The following is a 22,388-nucleotide window of genomic DNA, read 5'->3' on the forward strand; positions in this document are numbered from 1 at the left end:
AAAGGAGACATAAATATGATCTGGTTTACCAGCGACACCCACTTCGGGCATGAGAACGTGCTGAAGTTCACCGACCGCCCGTGGGAGACGATTTGGCAGATGAACGACGCCATCGTCGACAGCATCAACGGCAGGGTCGCCGTGGACGACGAGCTCTACATCCTGGGGGATTTCTCATTCAAGATGGCCGCCCAGGACGCCAACGGGCTGCGCAAGCGGATCGCCTGCAGACGCATTCACCTCGTCCCGGGAAACCACGACAAGGACTGGACCCAGCCGGCGGTCGCGGGCGCCTTCACCGTGGAGCCGCCGATCTGCGTGCTCAAGATCGACAGGCAGAAGATCGTCCTGAGCCATTACCCCATGGCCGACTGGCAGGGAATGAGCCATGGATCGTGGCACCTCCACGGGCACATCCACAGCAGCGGCGGCGCGTACAACGAGTTCAACCGCAAGCAGGGCCTTCTGCGCTACGACGTCGGTTGCGATGCCAACGGGCACTCCCCGGTGAGCCTCGACGAGCTGAGGGAGTGGTTCGCCGGAGTCGACGAGCCGTGCGGCCGGGTGAAATGGCCCTGGTGGGTCAACGAGACCGGCGACAGGCAGGTCGAGCGCGAGCTGGCGGCGTACAAGAGGGAAGAGGTAATCCGATGACGGTCTATGTGACGGGCGACATCCACGGTGGGCTCGACATGCAAAAGCTCCGCGACTGGGAGCTTGGCGATAGTCTTACCAGCGACGACTATCTCATCGTTGCCGGTGACTTTGGCTTTCCGTGGAACTTTTCTGCCGAGGAATGCGCCGACATCGCCTGGCTGGAGTCGCGCCCCTACACGGTACTGTTCGTCGACGGCAACCACGAGCGCTTCGATCACTGGGAGGAGCGCCCCATGGAGCCGTGGCACGGCGGGCTGACGCAGCGCCTGTCGGACACCTCGCCCATTCGGCGCCTGACGCGCGGCGAGGTCTTCGAGCTCGACGGCTCGACGGTCTTCACCATGGGCGGTGCCACGAGCGTGGACAGGGAATACCGCGTGCCGCATTCCAGCTGGTGGCCTCAGGAGCTCCCGGACGAGCGCGATTTCGATACCGCGCGGGCAAAGCTCGACGAGGTCGGCTGGAAGGTTGGCTGCGTCATCACCCATACCTGCGCCACGCGCATGCTCTCGCCGACGCTCTACCCGGACCCAGGCTGGGAACGCCCCGATGTGGACCGGCTGACCGGATTCCTCGACGAGCTCGAGGACCGCCTGGACTATAAACACTGGTATTACGGTCACTTCCACCGAGACGGCAACCCGGACGAACGGCACACGGTGCTGTATGACCGGATCGTGAGGCTCGGGGAGAAACTCCTGCCGTGGGGCGCGTACTGATGGCTATCTATGTGACAGGCGACGTGCACGGCAGGGCCGAGTACGGGTCCAGCCGGTTTGCCTTCAAGAACTGGCCGCTGGGGCGCACACTGACGCGCGATGACGTGGTGATCGTGGCCGGCGACTTCGGCTTTGTCTGGGATGGATCCAACGCCGAGAAATACTGGCTCGACTGGTTCGAATCGAAGCCGTGGACCACGTGTTTCGTAGACGGCAACCATGAGAACCACCACGCCCTGGCAGAACTGCCGGTGCGGGAGTGGAGCGGCGGTCTCGTCCATGAGGTACGACCGCACGTGCTGCACCTCATGCGCGGAGGGGTATTCGACATCGCGGGAACCACGGTTCTTACCATGGGCGGAGCCGCGAGCAACGACAGGCAGTATCGCAAGGAGGGGAGGAGCTGGTGGCCCGAGGAGATGCCGAGCGAGAAAGAGACGGAACACTGCCGTTCCTCGCTCAATCGCGTGGGCTGGAAGGTCGATTGCGTTGTGACTCACGAGGCCCCTGCTGCCCTTGCTGAGGTGCTGTGCCGCGAGCATGGACGCGGGTACCGTGGGGATCAGCTGCAAACCTTCCTGGGCGAGCTCGACGGGCGGCTCGACTACCGCGCCTGGTTCTTCGGCCACTACCACGGCGACAAATGGTGCGACGCCAAGCATCGCCTGATCTACCGAGACATCGTGCCGATTGAAGATGCCGCGCTCGGTTCTAGAGACCTCCTAGAAGCGTTCTAGGAGGTCTCTAGAAATCAGCCGCCTGATAGGAGAAGCGCGGGGCTACTCGCCCTTCATCTGGGTCATGACCTCGACCTTGGCCTCGGCCACGGCCGCACGCTGCTCGGAGGCGGCAAGGCGGTCATTGAGGGCGGCGACCTCGGCCATCAGGTCGCGCTGGGCCAGGAGTGCGTCGTTCAACTCGGCTTGGGCTTTCAGCGCGACATCACGCTCGCCGCGCAGCCGCTCGATCTCATCGACCATGGCCACGGCCTCGGCATGGAGTTGGACGACCTGCCTGTCGAGCTCCCTGGCACGGGAGAGGTACCTGACGCTCGCGGCGTGGAGCTCGTTGTTCTCGAGTTCGAGGCTCGCGGTATCGAGTTCGAACTTCTCCTCTATAAAGGCAATCCGCTCATTGCAGTCGGCCTCAATCTTTTCATTCCGATCCGTCGCCTCGGCGAGCTTGCAGTTGAATTCGTCGAGCTGGGCCCTGAGCAATGCGTTCTCGGTTCTGAGGTCGCCCGTCTCGCGCAGCAGCTTCTCCCGCCACGTCGCCTCGATCCGCTCGGCGGCCTCCTCGTGGACGGACTTCACGCCGTAGATCTCCCTGATTTTTCTCTCGTCTGTCATCGTGCGACACTCCAATCAACAATGGGCATGGCTCCGCCACGCCGTACGGCTGGGAACAAATACGCGGCCGCTGTTGATTTGTAGTCGTCCTGCGATCGGTGGGTTCTAAAAAGGCGTCTCAAGTCATGCGTTCACGCAGGTTTTCGATTGGAGAAATACCGCACGCTTTCATGGTATCACGTGCCTTAAAGGCCATGAATGGACGGCCATATCGATTCGTTGAAAATGGCACCTACGACGTGCTGGTGGCAGGAGGTGAGGGCGTTAAAGATGTCGAGAATGATTATGGGAGTATTTTAGATGCAGGTATGAGAAAGGGTCGAATCGAAGTGTCTGGCCGGACGCCAATTGTCCGGGAACTGTTCCGGTTCGACCCTGCTTCATTTTACATCCGCGGCATGTTTTTGTAGACGCCTGGCGATTACCGACCTTCACGACCTCGATGACGGTTTTCCCATCCTCGATTCTTGCCAGATTGCGGTGGACATCGCTGCGCGAACGGCCGGATATCATTTGAGCCAGAATCCTCTTCTATTGAAGCGGATTCTGGCTCAGTGGTTTTTAACTCGGTTGTTTGACAGAAGCCCACGTCGATAGTCGGTCTGTGGACTTAAGATTTCGAGGGCTCCCAAGCGTTTTCGATCGCGGCGCGGTAGATTGCAGCGTAATTAAGCATCCAGCTGCCATCACCCGCTTTTTGTATAAACCCCTTATCCTTCAAAGAGGTATAGGCCCGGGAGATCGTGTTCTTACTTAGGTGGTAGCGCTCCTCAATCCATTTGCTTTTTGCGTAAAAGCCCATGGCTCGTTTGTTTTTGGAAGGATTTCCAAGCTTCCATACTAGGCCGAGGATGAGGCGCTCGGCAGCGACAGTGGTGGCACAACACGCCCAGTCGGGCACCGAAATAAAATTCGCGTTATCCATTTTCCTTCTAATCTCTCGTTGCTCAGTAACATCATCGGAAAATTTGTCGGAAATCGACGGTAGCTCGCTCATGTTTACCACCTAGTCAAGGTGGGCAGTACGACCTTCAAGCTGCTTGAAAAGTTCGTAGAACGAGCTTTCAAACATGTAATTCGAGCGATGGATCTGGATGAGCTTGCCGGACTCGCGCATGAATTTGCGCGCGGTGTTCTCGCTCCAGCCAGTGAGCTCGCGGATATCGTTAACGCGGAGCAACCGATCGCACTGAGCGGCACCAGTGGGGAAAGTCGGTGTGGACGCCTGAGTGCTAATCTTTGGAGTAGCCATGATGAGCTATCCTTTCAATGAGGGCCCTCCCTGTGCTTGTAAGACTTACCAGGTTCATAAGCACTTGGGGGGCCGGTTTTTATGACTACGTGTGTAGCCACCTGACAGCTTTAGCATGTAATAAAACTCATTAAATGTCAACCAAATAAAGCATCTACCTGCGGAAATGGTATTATAGTACCGTAATATTATGAATAAAACGATGAATGAAAAACATGCTATTTCTCGCTTCTCTGTATATAGGCGTTGATGAAGTCTTCGTAGCCTTTAACTGCTTTTATTTCTGATTGTTGAACGAGGCTTGTATACGTTTTGAGCGTGATATTGGGGTCCGCGTGGCCAAGAATACCTTGCACGCTTCTAACGTCCGATCCGTTCGCCAGCATAAAAGTGCTTACACAATGCCTGAGCTGATGCGGGCAGATGCCCTTATATAGTTTTCCGCCAGTCGAATTGTTCGGCTCATAGATTCCAAGATTGCAGCTAACTGCGAAATCGCGAAACCAATGGTTGAAGATGTAGTTTTTCATGTGACAGACAGTAGGGATCCCTTGCTCGACAGCAATATCGCTAATGATGGGAGTGCTGCCAGTCTGGGACAGCCCCAGAGAGGCCAGGAGCTCTTTTTGTATGGCTGACCATGATTGAAGACGTTCGGCCAAGGTTTCTCCAACGGGGATTTTGCGTTGGCTTTCTTGTGACTTGGGTGCCCTCAGTTCATGATCGTTGGTGTACTGCCTGTCAATTTTCAAGGTTTTATTGGCAGGGTCCCAATCGCGCCATTCGAGGCCCAGCATCTCGCCTTTTCGCATACCCGTATACACTAGTACTAGCGTGCCAACAGCTTCGGCGGTGAGCTCAATGTGTTGAAGATGTGTGCATAGGGTAGCTACTTGGTCGATTGTCAGTGATTCTCTTTTGTTGCGTGGTCTGCGAACATGAACGGTAGCGCAGGGGTTCCGGTCAATTATTCTCTTTGCGACTGCATTCGACAGAATCTGACGCAGCTTCGCATTGATTCGTACAAGCTCTGATGGTTTGTATTTTCCCGTACGACGAGCTTCGGCATATGTTTCTTCGATTAGATCGGGAGTTAGCCCCTCAATTGTCTGAAACGCACCGAATAGGTCTTCGATATGCCTGCAATCGTACGCTTCTCTTTCATAGCTCGTTGGCGCAAGCTCGGTGTCCCTATTTTCATGAAAGGCCCAGCAGTAGGACGCAAGCAAAGTGGGCTTTTTAGTTTTAGTGATCGTGCCAGAGGAGTTGATTTCAGCCAGCTTGGCCTGCATTGCAGCCTTAGCTTCTGTTTTAGTCTTGCAACGAACCGTATAAGTTGGGGATCGTTTGTAACGCCCTGTCTTAGGGTCCTTGACCCCAAGGGAAAAATAATAGCGATAGGTGTTAGGTGATCTCTTGTCTTTCCAACACGTGCCTCTTCCGCTAATGAGTGGCTGTTCTGACATCTTTGCACTCCGTTTCTTTGAATAGTTTTCAACAATTCAATGAGTGCAGTTTAGCTAAAGCTGTTAGTAATATGTTTGTAAAAGCGTAGGCGCAGCTACCGGAGGCAAAAGACACAAACTGCTATATTTATCTGCGGTTATATGATGTTCAATGATGCTTGATGAATGGTAGGGGGTAGCATTAAATCATATCTCCTAAAGCGGGTGTCGACGGTTCGAATCCGCCCGGGGGCACCAGAGATTTGCCGAGCCCGGTACCACCACGGTGCCGGGCTCTTCTGGTCTAAAGGCCGGATTCGGACCGTCGACACCCGCGTCACCAATTTCCCCGCGGGGGGAGTTTTCGAATCCGCCCGGGGGCACCAGAGATTTGTCGAGCCCGGAACACCGCCACGGTGCCGGGCTCTTCTGTTTCATGCCATGCTAAAAACGAAGCGCCCGCTTGCTGGGGGAGCAAGCGGGCGCCTGTGAGCGAATATGTTTGCGGCGAGAGCCGTAATGGGCGGTGGGGTGGCGACTAGTTGGCCGTACCGGAATCGTCGCCCGTGCCCGAGCCCGAACCCGAGCCCGAGCCAGAAAGTGCGACCGTCAGCGTAATCGTGCTGTCGGTGGACTGCTTGCCGGTGGGGGAGACGCCCGTAACGGTGGCGTTCTCGTTGCCGCTCACAGGGTTACCGTTCTGATCGCAGAACGCGATGTTGTAGAACCCGGCGTTGTTGAGCGCGGTGACGGCGGCGGAGATGCTCTTGCCGTACAGGTTGCCCGGGACGCTGGCCTTGCCGGACTTCTTGGCGATGACGACGGTGATCGTGGCACCGGGCTTCTGCTTGCCGCTGGGGTTCCAGCTAATTACGGTGCCCTCGGTAACCGAGTCGTTTTCCTGGTAGCTCACGTCGACGCCAAAGCCAGCCATGTCGAGGGCGTTGCGCGCCTGGGCCTCGGTCATGTCGGTCAAATCAGGCACCGAGGTGGTGTCCGGGCCGCCGGAGACCTTGTACGAGATGGTCGTGCCCTTCTCGACCTCCTTGCCGGCAGCAGTGCCCTGCTCAAAGACCTGGCCCTCTTCGGCCTCATTGGCCTCCTCCGAAGCACTGCCCTTCAGGCCCACGCTTGCCAGTGCGGCCTCGGCCTGGTCCTTGGTCAGACCGACGAGCTGCGGAACCTCAACCTTCTCGGAGGGCTTAGGTCCCTTGGAGATTACCAGGTTCACTCTCGTGCCCTTGGCCTTCTTGGTGTGGCCGTTGGGGGTCTGCTCGGCGACCTTTCCCTCGTCGACATCGTCGTTGTAGCTCTGGTCGACGGCGCCAACCTCTAGGCCGGCTTCCTTGATCTGCTCAATAGCGGTTTCCTGGTCCTTGCCCAGCACGTCGGGCACCGTGACCTGTTCGCCACTGAACATGCCCGTGGCAAAGGCCACTACAACGCCAATCACGGCGACGGCGGCAATCACGGCGGCGATGATCTTGTTCTTGTTGGACTTAGGCTTCTCGACCTCATAGGAGCCCGTGGAGCCCGAGACAGCGCTGCGGGCGGTGTTCTGACCGCTCACGCCCGAGACGGGGCGAACCATAGCGCGCGTTGAGTCGGAAAGCTCGCGGGTCTTGGTGGCACCCAGGTCGCCGGCGGCACCGATGATGCGCGTGGGCTCCGAGACGTTGACGGCACGGCCGGACAGGTAGCTGTTGAGCACTTGGCGCAGCTCGTCGGCCGTCTGGAAGCGGTTTGCCGGGTCCTTCTCCATGCACTTGAGGATGATGCGCTCCAAGTCGGCATCCACGCCGGAGTTGATCTGGCTCGGCGGGATGGGCAGCTCGTTGACCTGCTTGAGCGCAACCGAGATGGCGTCGTCGCCGTCAAAGGGTACGCGGCCGGTGGCGCACTCGTACATAACGACACCCAGCGAGTAGATATCCGAGGTGGGGCCGAGGTCCTGGCCGCGGGTCTGCTCGGGGCTTACATAGTGGGCGGTGCCCAGCACGTTGTTATCCTGCGTGAGATGGCTGTTCTTGGCTCGTGCGATGCCAAAATCCATTACCTTGATGTTGCCGTCGGGCAGCACCATGATGTTTTGCGGCTTAATGTCGCGGTGGATGATCTCGTGCTTGTGTGCGACCGAAAGCGCGGAGCTGATCTGCGAGCCGATCTGCGCGACCTTCTTGGGATCGAGGGCGCCGTGGCTCTTGATGCCGCTTTTAAGGTCGGTACCGCGCAGGTACTCCATGACGATGTAATAGGTGTCGCCGTCCTTGCCCCAGTCGTAGACGCCCACGATATAGGGGGAGGACAGGCCGGCAGCTGCCTGAGCCTCCTGCTTAAAGCGGGCGGCGAAGGTGGCGTCGCCGGCATACTGCGGCAGCATGATCTTGACGGCAACCGTGCGGTCGAGGACCTGATCCTGTGCACGGAAGACGGTCGCCATGCCGCCCGTTCCCACTTTATCCTTGAGGAGGTATCTTCCCCCGAGGACCCTCTGTTCCATTCCTGCTCCTAACATAACTATTCGCTCAACGATGTGTGTAGTACCAAATGTGTGGCCGCTGGGGCCGTGTGGCGCGTTGCCGCTAGCTCATCGGCCGCGGCGCGCCCCAAGTATCCGCTTTGATCACGGGCATCACGCTCCCTGTGCGGCGAGCGCCGCGGTCAGGACGATGCCGGCAATCTTGGCTGCCTCGACGTCGTGTTTGTCGAAATCCTCCAGGGCCACCGAGATGGCAACCGTGGGTGAATCGTAAGGTGCAAAGCCAACAAACATAGAGTTGACGTTGGTGCCGCCGGTCTCGGCCGAACCGGTCTTGCCGGCAACCTTGACGCCCGGAATCTGGGCATCGGTGCCGGTACCGGACTGGACGACGGCGAGCATGGCCTGCTTGACCTGGTCGGCCGTGGCAGAGCTGACAGCCTGGCCCAGCGAGCGGGACTGCGTGGTCTTAACAACGGTTCCGTCCGGGGCGAGTATCTGGGACACAAAGAACGGGTCCATGACGACGCCGCTGTTGGCAATGGCGGCGGCAATCACGGCGTTTTGCATGACCGTGGTCTGCGGGCCGGGCGTGTGGTCCATACCGACAGGCTGACCTGCGCCTGCCCAAGCGGTCTCCCACTCGGTCATAAGCGACGGGTCGGCCATGATGGAGGCAGCGGCGGTAAGGTCCTGGCCCAGCTTTTGCCCATAGCCAAAGGCGTTGGCAAACTGTACCAGCGAGCTGGCGCCGACCTCGTTGGCCACCTGGCCAAAGACGACGTTAGACGACACGGCGAAGGCCTGCTGCAGGCTGATGGTGCCGTAGCTTTCGTTGGCGGAGTTGGTGACCGGAGCGTTGCCGATATCCATGGAACCGGGTGCCTGGTAGGTGCTCGAAAGCGTGGCGGTGCCGGTCTCGAGCGCTGCGGAAAGGGTGACGACCTTAAACGTGGAGCCTGGGGTATACAGCGCATCCATGGCGCGGTCGTACATGGAACCGTCCTCGCCGCCACCTGCCTGTAGCAGGGCGTCGATGTTGGTGTTGTCGTAGGTGGGCGAGCTGGCACATGCGAGCACCGCGCCGGTACGCGGGTCGATGACCACTACAGCGCCCTTAAAGCCCTTGAGCGCCTGCTCGGCCGCCGTCTGGATACGCGAGTCAATGGTGAGCTTGGCGGTGTTGCCCGGCTGGGTCTGGCCCGCGAGCGACGCGATGGCGTTGTTCCAGCTGGAGTAATCCTTGGAGCCGGTGAGCGTGTCGTTCATGACGCTCTCGATGGCGGTGGTGCCATACTGCTGGCTCACGTAGCCAACCACGTGCGCTGCCAGGTTGCCGTTGGGGTAGGAGCGTACGTAGGTGCCGTCCTCCTGCTGCAGCGACTCGGCCAGCGTCACGCCGTCGGACGTGATGATGGAACCGCGCTGGATGTACTTGGAGCGGGCGATGGTGTGGTTGTTGGTCGGCATGTCCTGATAGTCCTTGGCCTTAATGACCTGGACATAGGTGAGGTTGCCGATAAGGATGGCGAACAGCGCCGTAAAGGCGAGCACCGCACGGGTTAGACGGTTGGCGAGCGCGACGCGGCCGAGCACACCGGATTCAGGCGTGTCGAGCAGGCGACGGCGCATGCGCGAGCCGACGGAATGGCTGCCGCTGCCGTAGGAAGACGAGGTGGCAAAGCGCGTGCCCGTCGGGGCGGCGGCAGATGCGACCTGATCATCGGTGATGGCGGCCATGGTGCCGGTGCCGGTAAGCTCGGCCTCGCGTCCGGTCGCCTCGTCACCGGCGCGCAGCAGGAGCGCGACGATGATAAAGCTCGCCAGCAGAGAGGAGCCGCCCTGGCTCATAAAGGGCAGGGTGACGCCGGTCAGCGGGATCAGGCGGGTTACGCCGCCAACGATCAAGAAGGCCTGGAAGCTGATGGCGGCGGTAAGGCCCGTGGCACTAAAGGCTGCGAGGTCGGATTTAGCGCGGGCAGCCGTGGTGAGGCCACGCACGGCAAAGAGCATAAACAGGATGAGCACGGCGCCGCCGCCCAAAAGGCCCATCTCCTCGCCGATAGCCGAGAAGATAAAGTCGGACTCGACGACGGGGATGTTGTTGGCCATGCCGTTGCCGATGCCAACACCGACCAGGCCGCCATCGGCAAGCGAGAAGAGCGACTGGACGATCTGGTAGCCCTGGCCCTGGGCGTCCTTAAACGGATCGACCCAAACCTGGAAACGCACCTGAACGTGAGACAGGAACTTGTAGGCGCCCACAGCTCCAACGGCTAAGAGCGCAAGGCCGATAACGACATACGAAAAGCGCCCCGTGGCAACGTAGAGCATCAGCAAGAAAATGGTGTAGAACAGCACGGCCGAACCCAGGTCGCGTTCGAAGACGACGACGAGCAGGCACACACCCCACACGGCAAACAGCGGCAGCAGCAGTCGCAGGCGAGGGATCTTAAAGCCCAGGATCTTGCGGTTGGAGATGGAGAGTAGCTCGCGGTTCTCGGCCAGGTACCCGGCCAGGAACAGGACGATAAAGACCTTGGCGAACTCGCCGGGCTGGATGGTAAAGCCCGCGATGCGAATCCACAGCTTGGAGCCCGAGATCGTGGTGCCGATAAAGATGGGCAGCATCAGCAGAATGATGCCGATGATGCCAAAGGTGTACTTGTAGCGCATAACCACGTCGAGGTTTTTGACCAGTGCAAGCGTTCCCACCATGAGCGCCACCGAGACAAACAGGATGATGAGCTGTGAGATGGCGAGAGCGGGGGCGAGGCGTGTCACGAACGTGATACCGATGCCCGAAAGTATAAATACGATGGGTAGGATGGCGGGGTCGGCGCCGGGCGCCAAGATGCGCACGGCGATATGTGCCGCGGCGAAGGCGGCAAAGAGGCCGATCGGCACGGCGAGCGTCTCAAAGGAGATGGCGGCGCCCGCGGTGAGCACGTACATCGCATACAGCAGGATGACGGGGAACGCCGAGGCGATGAGCAAGAGCAGCTCGGTGTTGCGGCGACTCATAAGCGGCACTCCCTTTCTAGTTCTTTTCGGAGGCTTCGGCCTCGGCGGACTGTTCGGCGGTTTTCTCGGAATCTGATTCGGAGGTCGATCCCTGATTGGTGTTGTCGCGAATCGTTTGCGCGTCAATCACCTGGCGGGTCTGCTCCTCGTCGATCTGGTGGCGGTACTTGGATATCGTGTCCTGCGCATCGTCGACACTTGTTTGCGGAATGCCCGCCTTGAGGCGGTTTTGCGTGTCTTCGGGCAGGTCGGACAGCTTAATACTGGTTTCGCTTTCGAGCCAGTGGAGCTTGAGTCCGAGTGGCTTGCCGGGCAGGCCGCGCCAGACGGCGACATTGCCCTGGTAGGTACCCAGGTAGTACGAGCCGGTGACACCCGTGTAGGCCCAGATGCCAGCTGCCAGCACAAAGACGAGGGCCAGAATGGCGGCGATAGTAATGTTGCGGCGACGCACGCGCTGCGCCTCGCGCATAACGCCATCGTCAACCAGGTCAACGACTACTACGGTCACGTTGTCGTGGCCGCCGGCGGCAAGCGCAGCGTCCACTAGGTTGTCGACGCAGATTTGCGCGGTTGAGGACTGCGTGGCGATGTTCTCGATATCGCTATCGGGAATCATGCTCGAAAGGCCGTCAGAGCACAGGATCAGGCGGTCGCCTTCCTCGATATGCAGAGTGAAGTGGTCGGCATACATGGCGGGGTCCGAGCCCAGCGCACGGGTGATGACCGAACGGTTGGGGTGGACGCGAGCCTCGTCTGCCGTAATCTCGCCGGCGTCCACGAGTTCTTCCACATAGGAGTGGTCGCGGGTCACGCGGATGAGCGTGCCCTCGTGGAGCAGGTAGGCGCGCGAGTCGCCCACGTGGGCGATGGCGAGCGTATCGTTTTCGATATAGGCGCAAGTGGCTGTGCAGCCCATGCCGGGCTTGCCCAGGCCATTCAAGGCGGCCTCGATTACGGCGGCGTTAGCGGCCTCGACGGCTGCCGCCAGGCGTGCGGCGTCGGCGGACTGCGGGGCCGTCTTGGCAATAGTCTCAACGGCGATGGAAGAGGCCACCTCGCCGGCAGCGTGACCACCCATGCCGTCGCATACGCAAAAGAGCGGCGACTGCACCAGGTAGGAATCCTCATTGTGCGGGCGCACGCAGCCAACGTCGGAGCGGGCGCCCCACATGAGTTGCGTGGTGGTGCCGGCATCATAGGTCGAGTCGGTCTCGATGCGCTCCTCGGTCAGGGGCTCAAAGCTCATGGTCGACCCGGGGTCTTTGAGCTTGGCCTCAACGGCGGCAACGTCGATTTCGGCTGTGTCACCGGGAGAGACGGTGTCGGTCTCGGCGTTTGATTCGGAATCGCCGGTGTCCGGGGAGTCGGGCTCCTCGGAAACGCGGGCGGTCGGCTCGTCATCTTGCGGGCTGACGTCTATAGGCTCGGGCGCCGGCGTAGACGCGGGCGCAACCTCGGATGCCGGGGCTATGGGAAACGCCGGCGCGGCGGGCTCGGGTGCCGCAAACACCGCAGCGCTCTCGTTGATTGCCGCGGCGACGGGCTCTGCAAAGTGAGCCGGCGCCGGGGTTGCTTCGGGCGCTGTGGGCTGTTCCGCAGCATGTGCGCCGATGGGCGCCGCTACGGCATCCTCTTCGTCCTCGTTATCGGCGAGATCCGAAATATCATGCGTTACTTGCGAAAGAGGCAGGGAGAACACGGTGTCCTCGGGCTCCACGGGTGCGGAGCCCGCCGGAGCGGCGTGGGCCGGCGCAGCTGTGGCGGCGGCCGGTGCCTCGGTCATAGTTGCGGACTTGTTCTCCTCGTCGATCATCGACGGTTCACCTTCATGACCACGTCGCCAATCTGGACTTCGTCGCCCTCACGCAGCGTCGCGGGCTCCACGAGCTGGCGGCCGTTGACGAGCGTGCCGTTAAGCGAGTTGAGGTCCTCGATGATGAGCGCCGGGCCCTGCAGCGAAAAGCGCGCATGCGAGGCCGAGACGAACGGTTCGTTGATGCAGATGTCCGAAGACGGAGAGCGACCGACGATGACGGGGCCGAGCATGTCTACGTGGATGCCGCGGATACCGCGCGGGCCCTTGTCCACATCGATCGTCCAGATAGCCGAGTCGCGGCGCTGCCCGCGCACGAGTCCCACGCCGGTCTTCATGACGGCGAACAGGAAGATATAGAGCAGGGCGACCAGGACGATGCGGCCTGCAAAAAGGACGATATCGATGTTCATAAGAGACTATCCCCTAAATTCAAAGGTGCTCAGGCCAAACGTCAGCAGATCGCCGTTGCGCAGCGGGCAGCGCGTAATGCGGCGGTTGTTGACGAGCGTGCCGTTGGTGGAATTGAGGTCCTCGATCGACCAATCCGAGCCCGTAAAGGTGAGCTGGGCGTGGCGGCGCGACACGTTGGGGTCGCGCAGGGCAATGTCGGAAACTGAGCGCTCGCGACCGATGGTCACCTGTGCGGAGGTGATGCTATGGCTCTCGCCGCTCACGACGTCGACGAGCTGGGCGAGCGGGCGCTGCGGGGTGCGAGTGCTCGCCATGTTGGAGGCGATACCGGCTGCGGCGCCTAGGCCCACGGCGGCACCGGTCGCGGCGGCTCCGCCCATGCCGGCAAGCGCGTCGCGCGAGACGGTCTGCGGCACCGGGATAGGAGCGGCGGGGTCGGGGACGCTAGGCGCGAAGGGATCTGCCACGGCAAGCGGGTCGGGAGCGGCGGCGCGAGGCGTCGGCTGCTGCTGGGGCATGGCGGCGGGGCGCTGCTGCTGCGGGGCAGCAAACTGCTGCTGGCCGGCGCGCGGGGCGCTGGCGGCACGGCTTGCCGCGGAGTTGTTCTGGCCCAGGCCGTTTTGATAGGCGCGCTCTTCCTCGTACAGGCGACCGAGCGTGGGGGCATCGACGTTCTCGGCAAAGACCGAGAACTTGCCGGCGCGCAGCTGCGGATCGATCATAAAGCGCACGAGGGGCTCGCCGACAAAGACATAGCGGCGCTTTTCGGCCTGCGCCTTCACAAACTCGCGGACCTCGCGCGAAAGCTCGGGGTAGAACGGGGCGAGCATGGGATCGTCGTCGGCGGCGATAAGGATGGTATAGAGTGCCGGCGCCGTGTTGACGCCATTAATCACCAGAGTCTGATCCTCCATGTCGCGAGCGGCCTGCTTGGCAAGCTTCTTAAAGGAGAACGGGGCACGGGTGGCACCGAAGATGCCGGCCACGTGGTCCTCGAAGATGTTCAGGAAGTTCACGAAAGATCACTCTCCGTATAGGTTCTTTGGTATCCGAGCAAATATAGGCATATCCCAACGATTATAGAGGATAGGGTTCCCGCAACTGCCGCCTTGGCGGCGACCGCGGCTGCAAGGCTGGCAATTTCCATATGGTGTGCAAGACAGGATGCCGCTGCGCAGCCGATGCCGGTGACAGCGATGGCGGCGATGGCGGCAAGGTTTGAGCCCTGATCGGCACGCTTGGCATGGGCATTGAGCAGCGCAGATGACGCCGCGGCAGTTGTCGCGACCAGCGCAAAGGCAGCCCAAAGGAGCGGGTCTTCCAGCGCTGCGGCAACGTTGCCGAGCCCCAGCACGCCTCCGGCTGAAAGCGCGACCGTGGCCAGACGGGCAAAAAGCGCGCCCATGCCCGTTGCCGCGGCGGCGCTTGCCGGGCCGAGCCAAAATGACGCGACGCCGGCGGCGACCCCAGCTGCCAGGAAGGTATTGCCGGTCAGACAGCCAAGCGCAAGCGCGCAGGTGAGTGCGGCGCTCGCGGCAGCCTCGGTGCGACCCCAGGCGATCCACCAACCGGACATGGCAGCGGCAAAGATCACCGCGACGGGCAACATCGACAGGATGCCCTGCGCCTGCATGGTGGCGTTGGCCATGAGCACCAAAAAGCCCACAGCCGAGATGGCCGAGCCAATCTGGGGGGCCAGGCCAGCCGCCGCTCCGATCGCGATAGCCGCAATGACTAGGCCGGGAAGCGCCGCGACCCCGGCCGTTTGCATCAGCAAAAAGCTAAAGGCGCCGCACGTTAGCGCCGAGATAGCGTGCATGGCGTAGTCGCGCGCATGGCTCCAGCGCGTGCCCGCCCAGCCGAGTGCGGGGTCGACTTCGATGGTGTCGTCCTCGTAGGTCGATGGCTCGATACCGTCTGCCGCGCGCTCGTCATCTGACAGCTCGCCCACCATCTGCTCCAGGCTGCGACGGCCCTCGCGCACGCTGCCCAAGCCGGCGAGCAGCTGGTCACAAAATGCCTCGATGCTGCTGGGGCGGTCCTGCGGCATGGGGGAGAGCGCGCTCATGAGCACGCTCTCGGCTCCCGGGGGAAAGTGTGGTATCAGCTCGCTGGGATAGGTGGCGCCGCCGATGATACGGCCGAGCGAGTCGGCGGGCGTGGCCGCCATAAAGGGAGCGCTGCCGCACAGGCCCTCGTAGATCACACAGGCGAGGGCAAAGACATCAGCGCGTTCGTCGACCGTGCCGGTCTCGATATCGAGCTGCTCGGGCGGCATGTAGCCGATGGTGCCGCCGCGCGAGCCGCCAAAGCCACCGGCGGACGACAGTCGCGCCATGCCAAAGTCGGTGAGCTTTACATTGCCCGAGTGGTCGATGAGCACGTTGGCGGGCTTAATGTCCAGGTGGAGTACGCCATTACTGTGGGCGAAGGTGAGCGCCTGGCCCAGGGCATCGGCAATGGCCGCGGCCTCGTCAAAGGTAAGTGAGTGGCCGTCCGCGCGGTGCAAAAACTCGGCCAGCGACATGCCATCGACATATTCCATAACCAGGTAGGCATAGGCGGTGTCGTGCGTAAAGTCGATGACCTGCACGATGTTGGGATGTTGAAGCATGGCGGCAGTGTGCGCCTCGCGCAGGACATCCATGATGTCGCTAGCGGGCATGCCGGCACCGTTGATAAGGGGGATGCGTTTAATGGCGACGCGGCGGCGCAGGTGCGTGTCGCGGCAGATCTCGATGGAGCCAAAACCGCCGGTCGCAAGCGTCTCGAGCGGCTGGTACCGCTTGAGCAGCTCGCGAGAGCTGGTGCCCTCCAAAGGAACGTCCGGCGAGAACCGGGCGGTATGTTGCGAGAAAAGCGGCATGGCCAACCCTCGTGCGTTTATAGTTCGTTTGCGAGCGGCGGGCGCGGGGCCGAGCCGTTCGCGGTGGCATAGATGCTGCTAGTGTAGCACGCTCGGGCAGATGGCGAGGAAACGGGGATGAGGTGGTCCGATCGATTCGGGCCGTTTCGGCTCGTTCGGAAAGCGCACCCCAGTTTTCAGCCAAATAATGGGATGCGCCTTCCAAATGGGGTGGGCTGCGGAAACTGCATCCCAGAATATTGCCCTGGAACGGGATGCGCTTTCCGAACCGGCGTCTAAAAGGAAACCGCATCCCGCTTTGATGTGGGGACTGCGAACAAAAGCCGGACCGTGATCTGGCGCGGATTGGAGTTCGCCTGAATCATTGATGCTGGCTGGTGTGAGAACAGAGATAAACGAGCGGCTCGAGCGATATAATGACACGCTATGGAGGCCATATGCTTTTTTCCCGCCGTTCTGCTACGTCTGCCTGCGCCATTGCGCTTGTCGTAATGGCGGTCACCCCTTATCACCGGTTTTCATCTTCAATCGGCCTGGCGTCAGGTGCAATGACCTGGCTCGTTATCCTGGGCGCATGCCTCGCGGCGTTTGGTCACGGTGTTGCGCTCCGCAAGGGGAGAGAAATAAGGCGGCTGGGGTTCCTTGGCGCCTTCGGTATTTTCCTTGCTGCTATTGCAACGGTTCCCGAATGGGCCGACCTGGCCTTCTATGCTCGCGGAGATTCTATTCCATTCGTGTTTGCGCCTATCTGGCTGTTGCGCGGCGTTTCATGCGCCTCGTGCTTTGCTGGGTCGTTGCTCCTCTCATATGTAATTTGGGATACGGCGGGCTCTCCTTTGACGCGGGGGGCGACGCGGGCTGACGAAAGAGAAACTCGTCATCCGCAGGACGCGATTTTTACAGAAACAATAGCCGTCATGTCTTGTCTGCTGTTCTGCTGTCGAGTTTCATGGAGAGTCATCCCTGAGCCATGGGGAGCACTCTCTGTTTCGGCCGCGTCAATTGGTCTTGTGCTTTTAATTCCGTTGGTCTATCTCGTATTGGTTGCGGTCCCGCTGTTTTGCTGTTTCAGCGCCTTTGGTCGGGGACAGAGCGACGTGTTTGCCCGTTCTGCGCTCGTGGCAGTCCCTATTGGCCTTGTTCCGGCTGTTGAGGCGGCATACTTTGCAAGCGATGACGCGATCATTGCATTGCTTGCGATGGGGTCCGCTATCGCTGCCGCCTTCGTATGCATGTTGCTAAAGAGAAAACGGGACAACAATTCGGATATCGCCTGCGTGTCCGACCCATTCGATGCGGGGGTGTTTTCCCCTGCCCTGTCGCCTAGAGAAGAGCAGTTTGTTCGGCTGCTGCTCAAAGGGAAAACGCCGGCGGAAATTGCCAAGGAGACGGATACGAAGTCATCGACGGTGCGAACAACGCTTCACCGAGCATACGGGAAGGCGTCGGTTGCGGGCTCACGCGAGCTCGTGGCGTTGTTTGTGGACGAGGGTGATGCTGTAGGGCCCGAGCTGTCGCGGCGGCATGCTGACGATATGTTGGCATCAGCTCGGACGCGCCGGCTGTTTCGATACCTGCTCACATTATTTTTTATCCTCCTTGCGGCGGGCCCCTTGGTAATGGCGGATAGTTATTGGGGATCCGGTGTTTCATGGGCTGTTACCTTTTCTCTCTCAAGCTATGCATTGGGTCTCGGACTGCTTCTGTCGCTGCACTACGCGGGTGAAAAACTGAATCGTGAAGCTGCACTGACTAGAACGGATGGGGCGATTGGGCTCGGAAGCCCGTGCGTGTGGGCGATACTGTCTGCCGTGGAATGGTCTTTTGTCTATATCGCGGCATGGAGGTGCGTACGCGATCCGTTGATGGCTGTGCCGGTCCTGTTTTGCGGCATGACGTCTATGGCTTCGCTCGCTGTTGGGCTGTGTTCATTTAAGGCGCGTGGCCGTACTCGGGCTATCGTGCCGTTGGCGTTAATAGGTGTATCCGCTTTAATCTATGCAGCCACTAGGGGGCGAATCCATGGACTTGCGGTGCTGACGGGGATACTGTTCACATATATAGTGCTGCGTAGCTGTCCGCAGCGCAAAATGCTCGGGGTATGGATGCTTTGCTTTGGGGCGACGGCTCCTGTTTGGGTTGTCTTGCTCAACATGGCGCAGGATCTGATGGTTTTCGAGCCGTTGTTCCTTACTTCGTTGCTGGGGCAAAGTTCGGCTGTCAATGTCGTCGTGGCAACGGTGATCGTCTGCTGGTCTGCGCCCATGTTCGTCACGCACATCGCGCTCACCCGCTCGGTTGAGAACGAGAAGGCCGTCTTGGAGTACCGCGCGAACGGGCTTACCGAAGCAGCTCGCGTGCGCCAGCTTGCCCTGCTTGCGTCGCGCTCCCTTTCTGATGTTCAGTCGCAAATTTTGCTGATGACGGCAGAAGGCGCAACGACAAAGACCATTGCGGAGGATGTCGGTTACGCTGCATCTACGGTGCAAGCACTGCGGTCTGCATCTTACCGCCAGTTGAAGATCAAGAATAAAGCGGAGCTTGTTTCATTGTTATCGCAGGTAGATAACGTGTAAACGCCTGAGCGATCAACTCAATAGCGGGTGTTTACAGACATCTTTCTCTATTCATGCAAAGGTTGCCGTGCGTCGACGCATTGTTAACCGCTTTTGATTGGAGAAGGCCATGATTAAGCCAAGGAGCGCTATTGCTCGAATCGGAGTCGGCTTGGTGATTGCAGCTGGTCTGTCCCTAGGGGTTCCCGCTGCATCGTTTGCACAAGAGGAGTTTGACACCTCTCAGGTTTCCAGCATTACTCAAAACGCCGATACGGGAATTACGACCTGTACGAACAATGCCGATAAGGCATTTAGTTTTCAATGTGCCGGGACGAGTGCAACTGGCTACCGTCAAAAGGATGATTCCTCATCGCTCTATCTGGATATCCAGGGCCATACGGGAAATCCGCTTCGGTTATATACAGACGGTGCGTATAACACAAGCGGTAGCGGCAGCATGAATTGTACTCAGGGAACGTATCGTTCGAATCACAAGGGACAGTGGGAAATGTATAACCTCGTCCGTGAGAACGGGCGATCTGCGGCGCGACTGACTGCATGGGCGGAGTCTGGCTACGGCACTGTTATTGGCGTATGGAGCCCCGACTGCGTCGGGCATTTCCACAAGCTTCCCGCATAGTTGTTTGAAATGGCTCCCTTCCGGCTTTCTGGGTCGGAAGGGGGAGGAGGACGTATGAACCAAAAGCTCGCAAGATACGAACTGTCGAAAACGATTAGACGTCCAGCTTTTATCCTTGCTCTCTTGATTGCGGTCGCAGTTGCAATAGCTGCCGCGCTGGAGCCGTGGGCAAATTTGGAAAAAGAGCGCCACAACCTTCTTTCTTTTGGTTACGGCGTTGGCGTGCAAGCCGAAAATTATCTCGGTCAAACACGTGAAAGCAGCTTCGGTAACTGGATTGTTGTGAGCGCGAACGCGCCACTGTCTGCGTCGGTGTTTTTCTATGCACTGCCCCTGCTTGCAATGTTGGCTGGATCTTGGTCGTGTCTCTTTGAGCGTTTGAGTGGTTATGACATGCAGATATGCACGCGCGTTTCCAGAAAGGCGTACGTGAACGTAAAGATGCTGTCTGCTTTCCTCTCCGCGTTTACAGTGACTGCCATTCCTCTGCTCGTCAATTTCCTGATCGTCTCGATGCTTTTTCCTGCGTATCTTCCTCGGGTCGATGAGTCGACTTACGTAGGACTTTACCTGCATAGCTACTTCTCCGGTCTATTTTATTCGCATCCTTTGTCATATGTGCTCGCATACACGCTGTTCGATGCTGTCACGCTCGGGACTTTATCCATGGCTGTAACTGGCTTCTCAATTTTGTTTCGTAGCAGAATCAAAGCGATAATTGTCCCGTATCTGCTAATGGTTGCGTGGCATTTTGCAAATGGCTGGATCTTCGGCGTAATGGCTTGTGTGGGGTTTAACTGCAATATCCTCAACAGCATCAGGTCGGAATCGCTGAATAACTGGCCAGACATTCGAGCCGGTTTTGCGGAAATCATATTATTGACCCTTGCTTCGTTGGCTTTTTCTGGGGCGTGGAAAAGACGCGAGGTGGTCTGATGCTGTTTAGGCTGGTCACCGCAGACCTGAGGACCGTTTTGAAGAAGAACATCATCACTTTTATTGCAATTGCGGCAGTGACCGTTGCGAACTTGGTATACGCCTATGGATTGTCTTCTGTGTATGGGGTTAGAACGGATACCTTGGGGTTTGCGGATAATCTTGCGCTCGTGTTTGCCGGATCTGCTCCGTTTGAGCCTAGGCCCGGGGTCATGTTTGTGCCTCCGCTAGGATGGCTTTTTCTCATTCTGCTTATTCTCTATACAACACTCGATTATCCGACCGAATCGTTACACGGGTTTGGTTTGCAAGCGCTTGTTCGATGTCGGGCAAGAACCCTTTGGTGGGTCTCGCGTTTTATCTTGGTGGCGGCAGTAACGGCATTTTCACTGCTCGTGGTGGTTTGCTCTGTTGTGATTTGGAGCTTGGTGGTGAGCTCCTCGTTCAGCGCGGTCATTCATGGTGAGTCGCTTCAACTGGCTAATTTGGCGCCGTGGTTTCTCAAAGCTGCCGAGGCAGATGCGCTGCCGTTTTTCATAGGTCTCTTATTTGCTTTTGAGGCGCTTGCGTTTGCGCAGGCAGCGGTTGGGTTTGTGCTTGGGTCGTCAGTCTCGTTTGTGGTTTTAATGAGCTACCTGATCTGCTCGGCATATGCACGACATTGGGCGCTATTGGGTAACGCCTTGATGCTGTTGCGCTGGGGTGGAATTGTCAAAGAGGGAATCGCGGCGGGCTCGAGTGTCTTGTCATCAATTGGGCTTATGTCGTTATGCCTATCGTTGGGTGGACTGTGGTTTCGAAGGGCCGACCTTATAGAAAAGGGGGACAAGATATGAGTGTGATCGTAAGGGGCGTATCGAAGCGCATGGGTAAAAACGATGTCCTGCGCAACGTGTCCATCGAGGTTGACCCTGGGACTGTGGTCGGGCTTCAGGGGATAAACGGTTCGGGTAAGACCATGCTCATGCGAGCGGTTTGCGGGTTGATCAAGCCTACCGAAGGCGAAATCTCTATCGATGGCCAAAGGCTTGGGGCGGACATCTCGTTCCCGCCGAGTCTGGGGATGTTGATCGAGGCGCCTTCCTTTTTGGGATATCTGTCTGGCTACGACAATCTGAAGCTCATCGCTCAGATCAAGGGCGTTGCCACCCCCGAGGACATTCGCTCTGCCCTGCGGCTCGTGGGGCTCGATGCAGACGAAAAAAAGAAGTTCCGAGCATACTCGCTTGGGATGAAGCAGCGTCTGGGGATAGCTGCGGCAATTATGGAGAAGCCGAAGCTGCTTGTTCTCGATGAGCCAACGAATGCCCTCGACGAAGCGGGCGTTGAAATGCTCAAGCGCGTTGTGGCGATGGCGGCATCAACGGGTCGTGAGGTCCTTCTGTCCAGCCATGACGGAGAGGTGCTCGAGGAACTGGCCGATCGGGTTTACTGCATGCGCGACGGTGCCGTTGTGAAAGTTCGGGAAAGGTCGTGAGCGCGATGAAGAAGACCCTGTGGACGAGAAGATCGGCGCTCGCGCTTTTTTGCTGTGCTGCTACCGGCCTTGCGGGCATGAGGGTGAGCGTCGTTAACGGGAACCGGACGGTCATTCCTGAGAAATATTACGCGGAGGGCGAATGGCTCTCGATGGATGGAGCGTTTCTGGGGTCGAAGGATGTGGTGACTGATGGGTATTCGTTTTGCATAGACGGGGCAGAGTTGCTCACGCCGCGCGAGTATCTCAAACGAGCACATGACGATTATTCAAAATATGGCACCGTGGATACGAAAACGAGACTGAAGGATGCCGACATCACGTGCGTTATCGCCGTAAAGATGCGTGTCAGAAATAGGGATAATATCGACGGTGGAATCAAAGCGTATGTTTGGCATCTGGTTCCGGAGTCTGCGCCAAACTATGATTTTGTAGTCAATACCGATCTGATAACGCAAGCCATGCCGGTCCTTGGCGGCTCTGCTGCGTTTGCCGTGGAGGTTGGGGCAGAAAACGAGTTGCTCGTCCCATTTATGATGCAGAACACCAACGACTATTTCGAAGGTTACGAGACCGTCCGTTTTGAGAAAGCATTTCCCGGGACTTACACGATGAAGATGACCGATCTGCCGGAGCGGAGGCTCTTAAGGTTTGAAGTGAAATAGCTCGAGAGCAAGGCAAAACGGGTCCATTGGCGGTACGCGCGCCCGATTCCAGGCGCCCCGGCCCGGAATCGGGCGCGGGACGAGGCGCCTT

20 protein-coding genes are annotated in these 22,388 nt (G+C 59.0%); 10 read left to right on the forward strand and 10 right to left on the reverse strand.

The window, feature by feature from the left end; all coding sequences use genetic code 11:
* The first annotated feature begins 15 nt into the window (after positions 1–15).
* From DWY03_RS06980 to DWY03_RS06990, 3 genes are read left to right on the forward strand one after another with little or no spacing between them, the layout of a single operon-like run.
* Positions 16–654 carry a hypothetical protein gene (locus DWY03_RS06980; RefSeq protein ID WP_117840275.1) on the forward strand — a complete coding sequence of 213 codons (639 nt, stop codon included), beginning with the start codon at positions 16–18 and terminating at the stop codon, positions 652–654.
* Positions 651–1,376 carry a metallophosphoesterase family protein gene (locus DWY03_RS06985; protein ID WP_117840276.1) on the forward strand — a complete coding sequence of 242 codons (726 nt, stop codon included), beginning with the start codon at positions 651–653 and terminating at the stop codon, positions 1,374–1,376. The genes DWY03_RS06980 and DWY03_RS06985 overlap by 4 nt, the downstream gene beginning before the upstream one ends.
* On the forward strand, positions 1,376–2,113 hold the full coding sequence (locus tag DWY03_RS06990) for a metallophosphoesterase (protein ID WP_117840277.1): 738 nt from the start codon (positions 1,376–1,378) through the stop codon (positions 2,111–2,113). Before DWY03_RS06985 ends, DWY03_RS06990 begins: the two co-directional genes overlap by 1 nt.
* Before the next feature lie 42 nt (positions 2,114–2,155).
* On the opposite strand, the gene DWY03_RS06995 is transcribed toward DWY03_RS06990, so the two are convergent.
* Positions 2,156–2,725, reverse strand: a complete 570-nt coding sequence (locus DWY03_RS06995; RefSeq protein WP_117840278.1) for a hypothetical protein — start codon at positions 2,723–2,725, stop codon at positions 2,156–2,158.
* A 125-nt stretch (positions 2,726–2,850) separates the two neighbouring features.
* On the opposite strand from DWY03_RS06995, the gene DWY03_RS07000 reads away from it, so the two are divergent.
* Positions 2,851–3,135 (forward strand): hypothetical protein, encoded by a 285-nt coding sequence (locus DWY03_RS07000; RefSeq protein ID WP_117840279.1) that lies wholly within the window; start codon positions 2,851–2,853, stop codon positions 3,133–3,135.
* 200 nt (positions 3,136–3,335) lie between these two features.
* Here DWY03_RS07000 and DWY03_RS07005 read toward each other — a convergent pair whose 3' ends face one another.
* The 9 genes from DWY03_RS07005 to DWY03_RS07045 all read right to left on the reverse strand — a co-directional run bounded on the left by DWY03_RS07005 (position 3,336) and on the right by DWY03_RS07045 (position 16,021).
* Positions 3,336–3,722 (reverse strand): hypothetical protein, encoded by a 387-nt coding sequence (locus DWY03_RS07005; RefSeq protein WP_117840280.1) that lies wholly within the window; start codon positions 3,720–3,722, stop codon positions 3,336–3,338.
* Between the two features lie 9 nt (positions 3,723–3,731).
* Positions 3,732–3,977, reverse strand: a complete 246-nt coding sequence (locus tag DWY03_RS07010) for a hypothetical protein (RefSeq protein WP_117640700.1) — start codon at positions 3,975–3,977, stop codon at positions 3,732–3,734.
* A 218-nt stretch (positions 3,978–4,195) separates the two neighbouring features.
* Positions 4,196–5,443, reverse strand: a complete 1,248-nt coding sequence (gene xerC, locus DWY03_RS07015) for a tyrosine recombinase XerC (protein ID WP_117840281.1) — start codon at positions 5,441–5,443, stop codon at positions 4,196–4,198.
* Positions 5,444–5,960: 517 nt separating this feature from the next.
* Positions 5,961–7,922 (reverse strand): Stk1 family PASTA domain-containing Ser/Thr kinase, encoded by a 1,962-nt coding sequence (gene pknB / locus DWY03_RS07020; RefSeq protein WP_117840282.1) that lies wholly within the window; start codon positions 7,920–7,922, stop codon positions 5,961–5,963.
* 132 nt (positions 7,923–8,054) lie between these two features.
* On the reverse strand, positions 8,055–10,925 hold the full coding sequence (locus tag DWY03_RS07025) for an FtsW/RodA/SpoVE family cell cycle protein (RefSeq protein WP_117840283.1): 2,871 nt from the start codon (positions 10,923–10,925) through the stop codon (positions 8,055–8,057).
* A 16-nt stretch (positions 10,926–10,941) separates the two neighbouring features.
* Complete coding sequence (locus DWY03_RS07030) at positions 10,942–12,741, reverse strand: Stp1/IreP family PP2C-type Ser/Thr phosphatase (protein WP_117840284.1); 1,800 nt, start codon at positions 12,739–12,741, stop codon at positions 10,942–10,944.
* The gene (locus DWY03_RS07035; protein WP_006235180.1) at positions 12,738–13,154 is read right to left on the reverse strand and encodes an FHA domain-containing protein; all 417 of its coding nucleotides are present in this window, start codon (positions 13,152–13,154) and stop codon (positions 12,738–12,740) included. The genes DWY03_RS07030 and DWY03_RS07035 overlap by 4 nt, the downstream gene beginning before the upstream one ends.
* A 6-nt stretch (positions 13,155–13,160) precedes the next feature.
* Positions 13,161–14,171: an FhaA domain-containing protein gene (locus DWY03_RS07040; protein WP_117840285.1), complete on the reverse strand. Its 1,011-nt coding sequence runs from the start codon at positions 14,169–14,171 to the stop codon at positions 13,161–13,163.
* Positions 14,168–16,021 (reverse strand): serine/threonine-protein kinase, encoded by a 1,854-nt coding sequence (locus DWY03_RS07045; RefSeq protein ID WP_117840286.1) that lies wholly within the window; start codon positions 16,019–16,021, stop codon positions 14,168–14,170. The genes DWY03_RS07040 and DWY03_RS07045 overlap by 4 nt, the downstream gene beginning before the upstream one ends.
* 437 nt (positions 16,022–16,458) lie before the next feature.
* On the opposite strand from DWY03_RS07045, the gene DWY03_RS07050 reads away from it, so the two are divergent.
* The 6 genes from DWY03_RS07050 to DWY03_RS07070 all read left to right on the forward strand — a co-directional run bounded on the left by DWY03_RS07050 (position 16,459) and on the right by DWY03_RS07070 (position 22,297).
* Complete coding sequence (locus DWY03_RS07050; RefSeq protein WP_158558633.1) at positions 16,459–18,597, forward strand: LuxR C-terminal-related transcriptional regulator; 2,139 nt, start codon at positions 16,459–16,461, stop codon at positions 18,595–18,597.
* A gap of 109 nt (positions 18,598–18,706) precedes the next feature.
* The gene (locus DWY03_RS10005; RefSeq protein WP_124785772.1) at positions 18,707–19,219 is read left to right on the forward strand and encodes a hypothetical protein; all 513 of its coding nucleotides are present in this window, start codon (positions 18,707–18,709) and stop codon (positions 19,217–19,219) included.
* A gap of 54 nt (positions 19,220–19,273) precedes the next feature.
* Positions 19,274–20,155, forward strand: coding sequence for a hypothetical protein (locus DWY03_RS07055; protein WP_089573265.1), 882 nt, complete (start codon positions 19,274–19,276; stop codon positions 20,153–20,155).
* Between the two features lie 38 nt (positions 20,156–20,193).
* Positions 20,194–20,991 (forward strand): hypothetical protein, encoded by a 798-nt coding sequence (locus tag DWY03_RS07060; RefSeq protein ID WP_147326479.1) that lies wholly within the window; start codon positions 20,194–20,196, stop codon positions 20,989–20,991.
* Positions 20,988–21,632: an ATP-binding cassette domain-containing protein gene (locus tag DWY03_RS07065; protein WP_089573263.1), complete on the forward strand. Its 645-nt coding sequence runs from the start codon at positions 20,988–20,990 to the stop codon at positions 21,630–21,632. Before DWY03_RS07060 ends, DWY03_RS07065 begins: the two co-directional genes overlap by 4 nt.
* Before the next feature lie 5 nt (positions 21,633–21,637).
* Positions 21,638–22,297 carry a DUF5028 domain-containing protein gene (locus DWY03_RS07070; protein ID WP_117773741.1) on the forward strand — a complete coding sequence of 220 codons (660 nt, stop codon included), beginning with the start codon at positions 21,638–21,640 and terminating at the stop codon, positions 22,295–22,297.
* Positions 22,298–22,388 lie beyond the last annotated feature (91 nt).

Source organism: Collinsella sp. AF23-2 (genome assembly GCF_003459245.1).
Classification (GTDB): domain Bacteria; phylum Actinomycetota; class Coriobacteriia; order Coriobacteriales; family Coriobacteriaceae; genus Collinsella.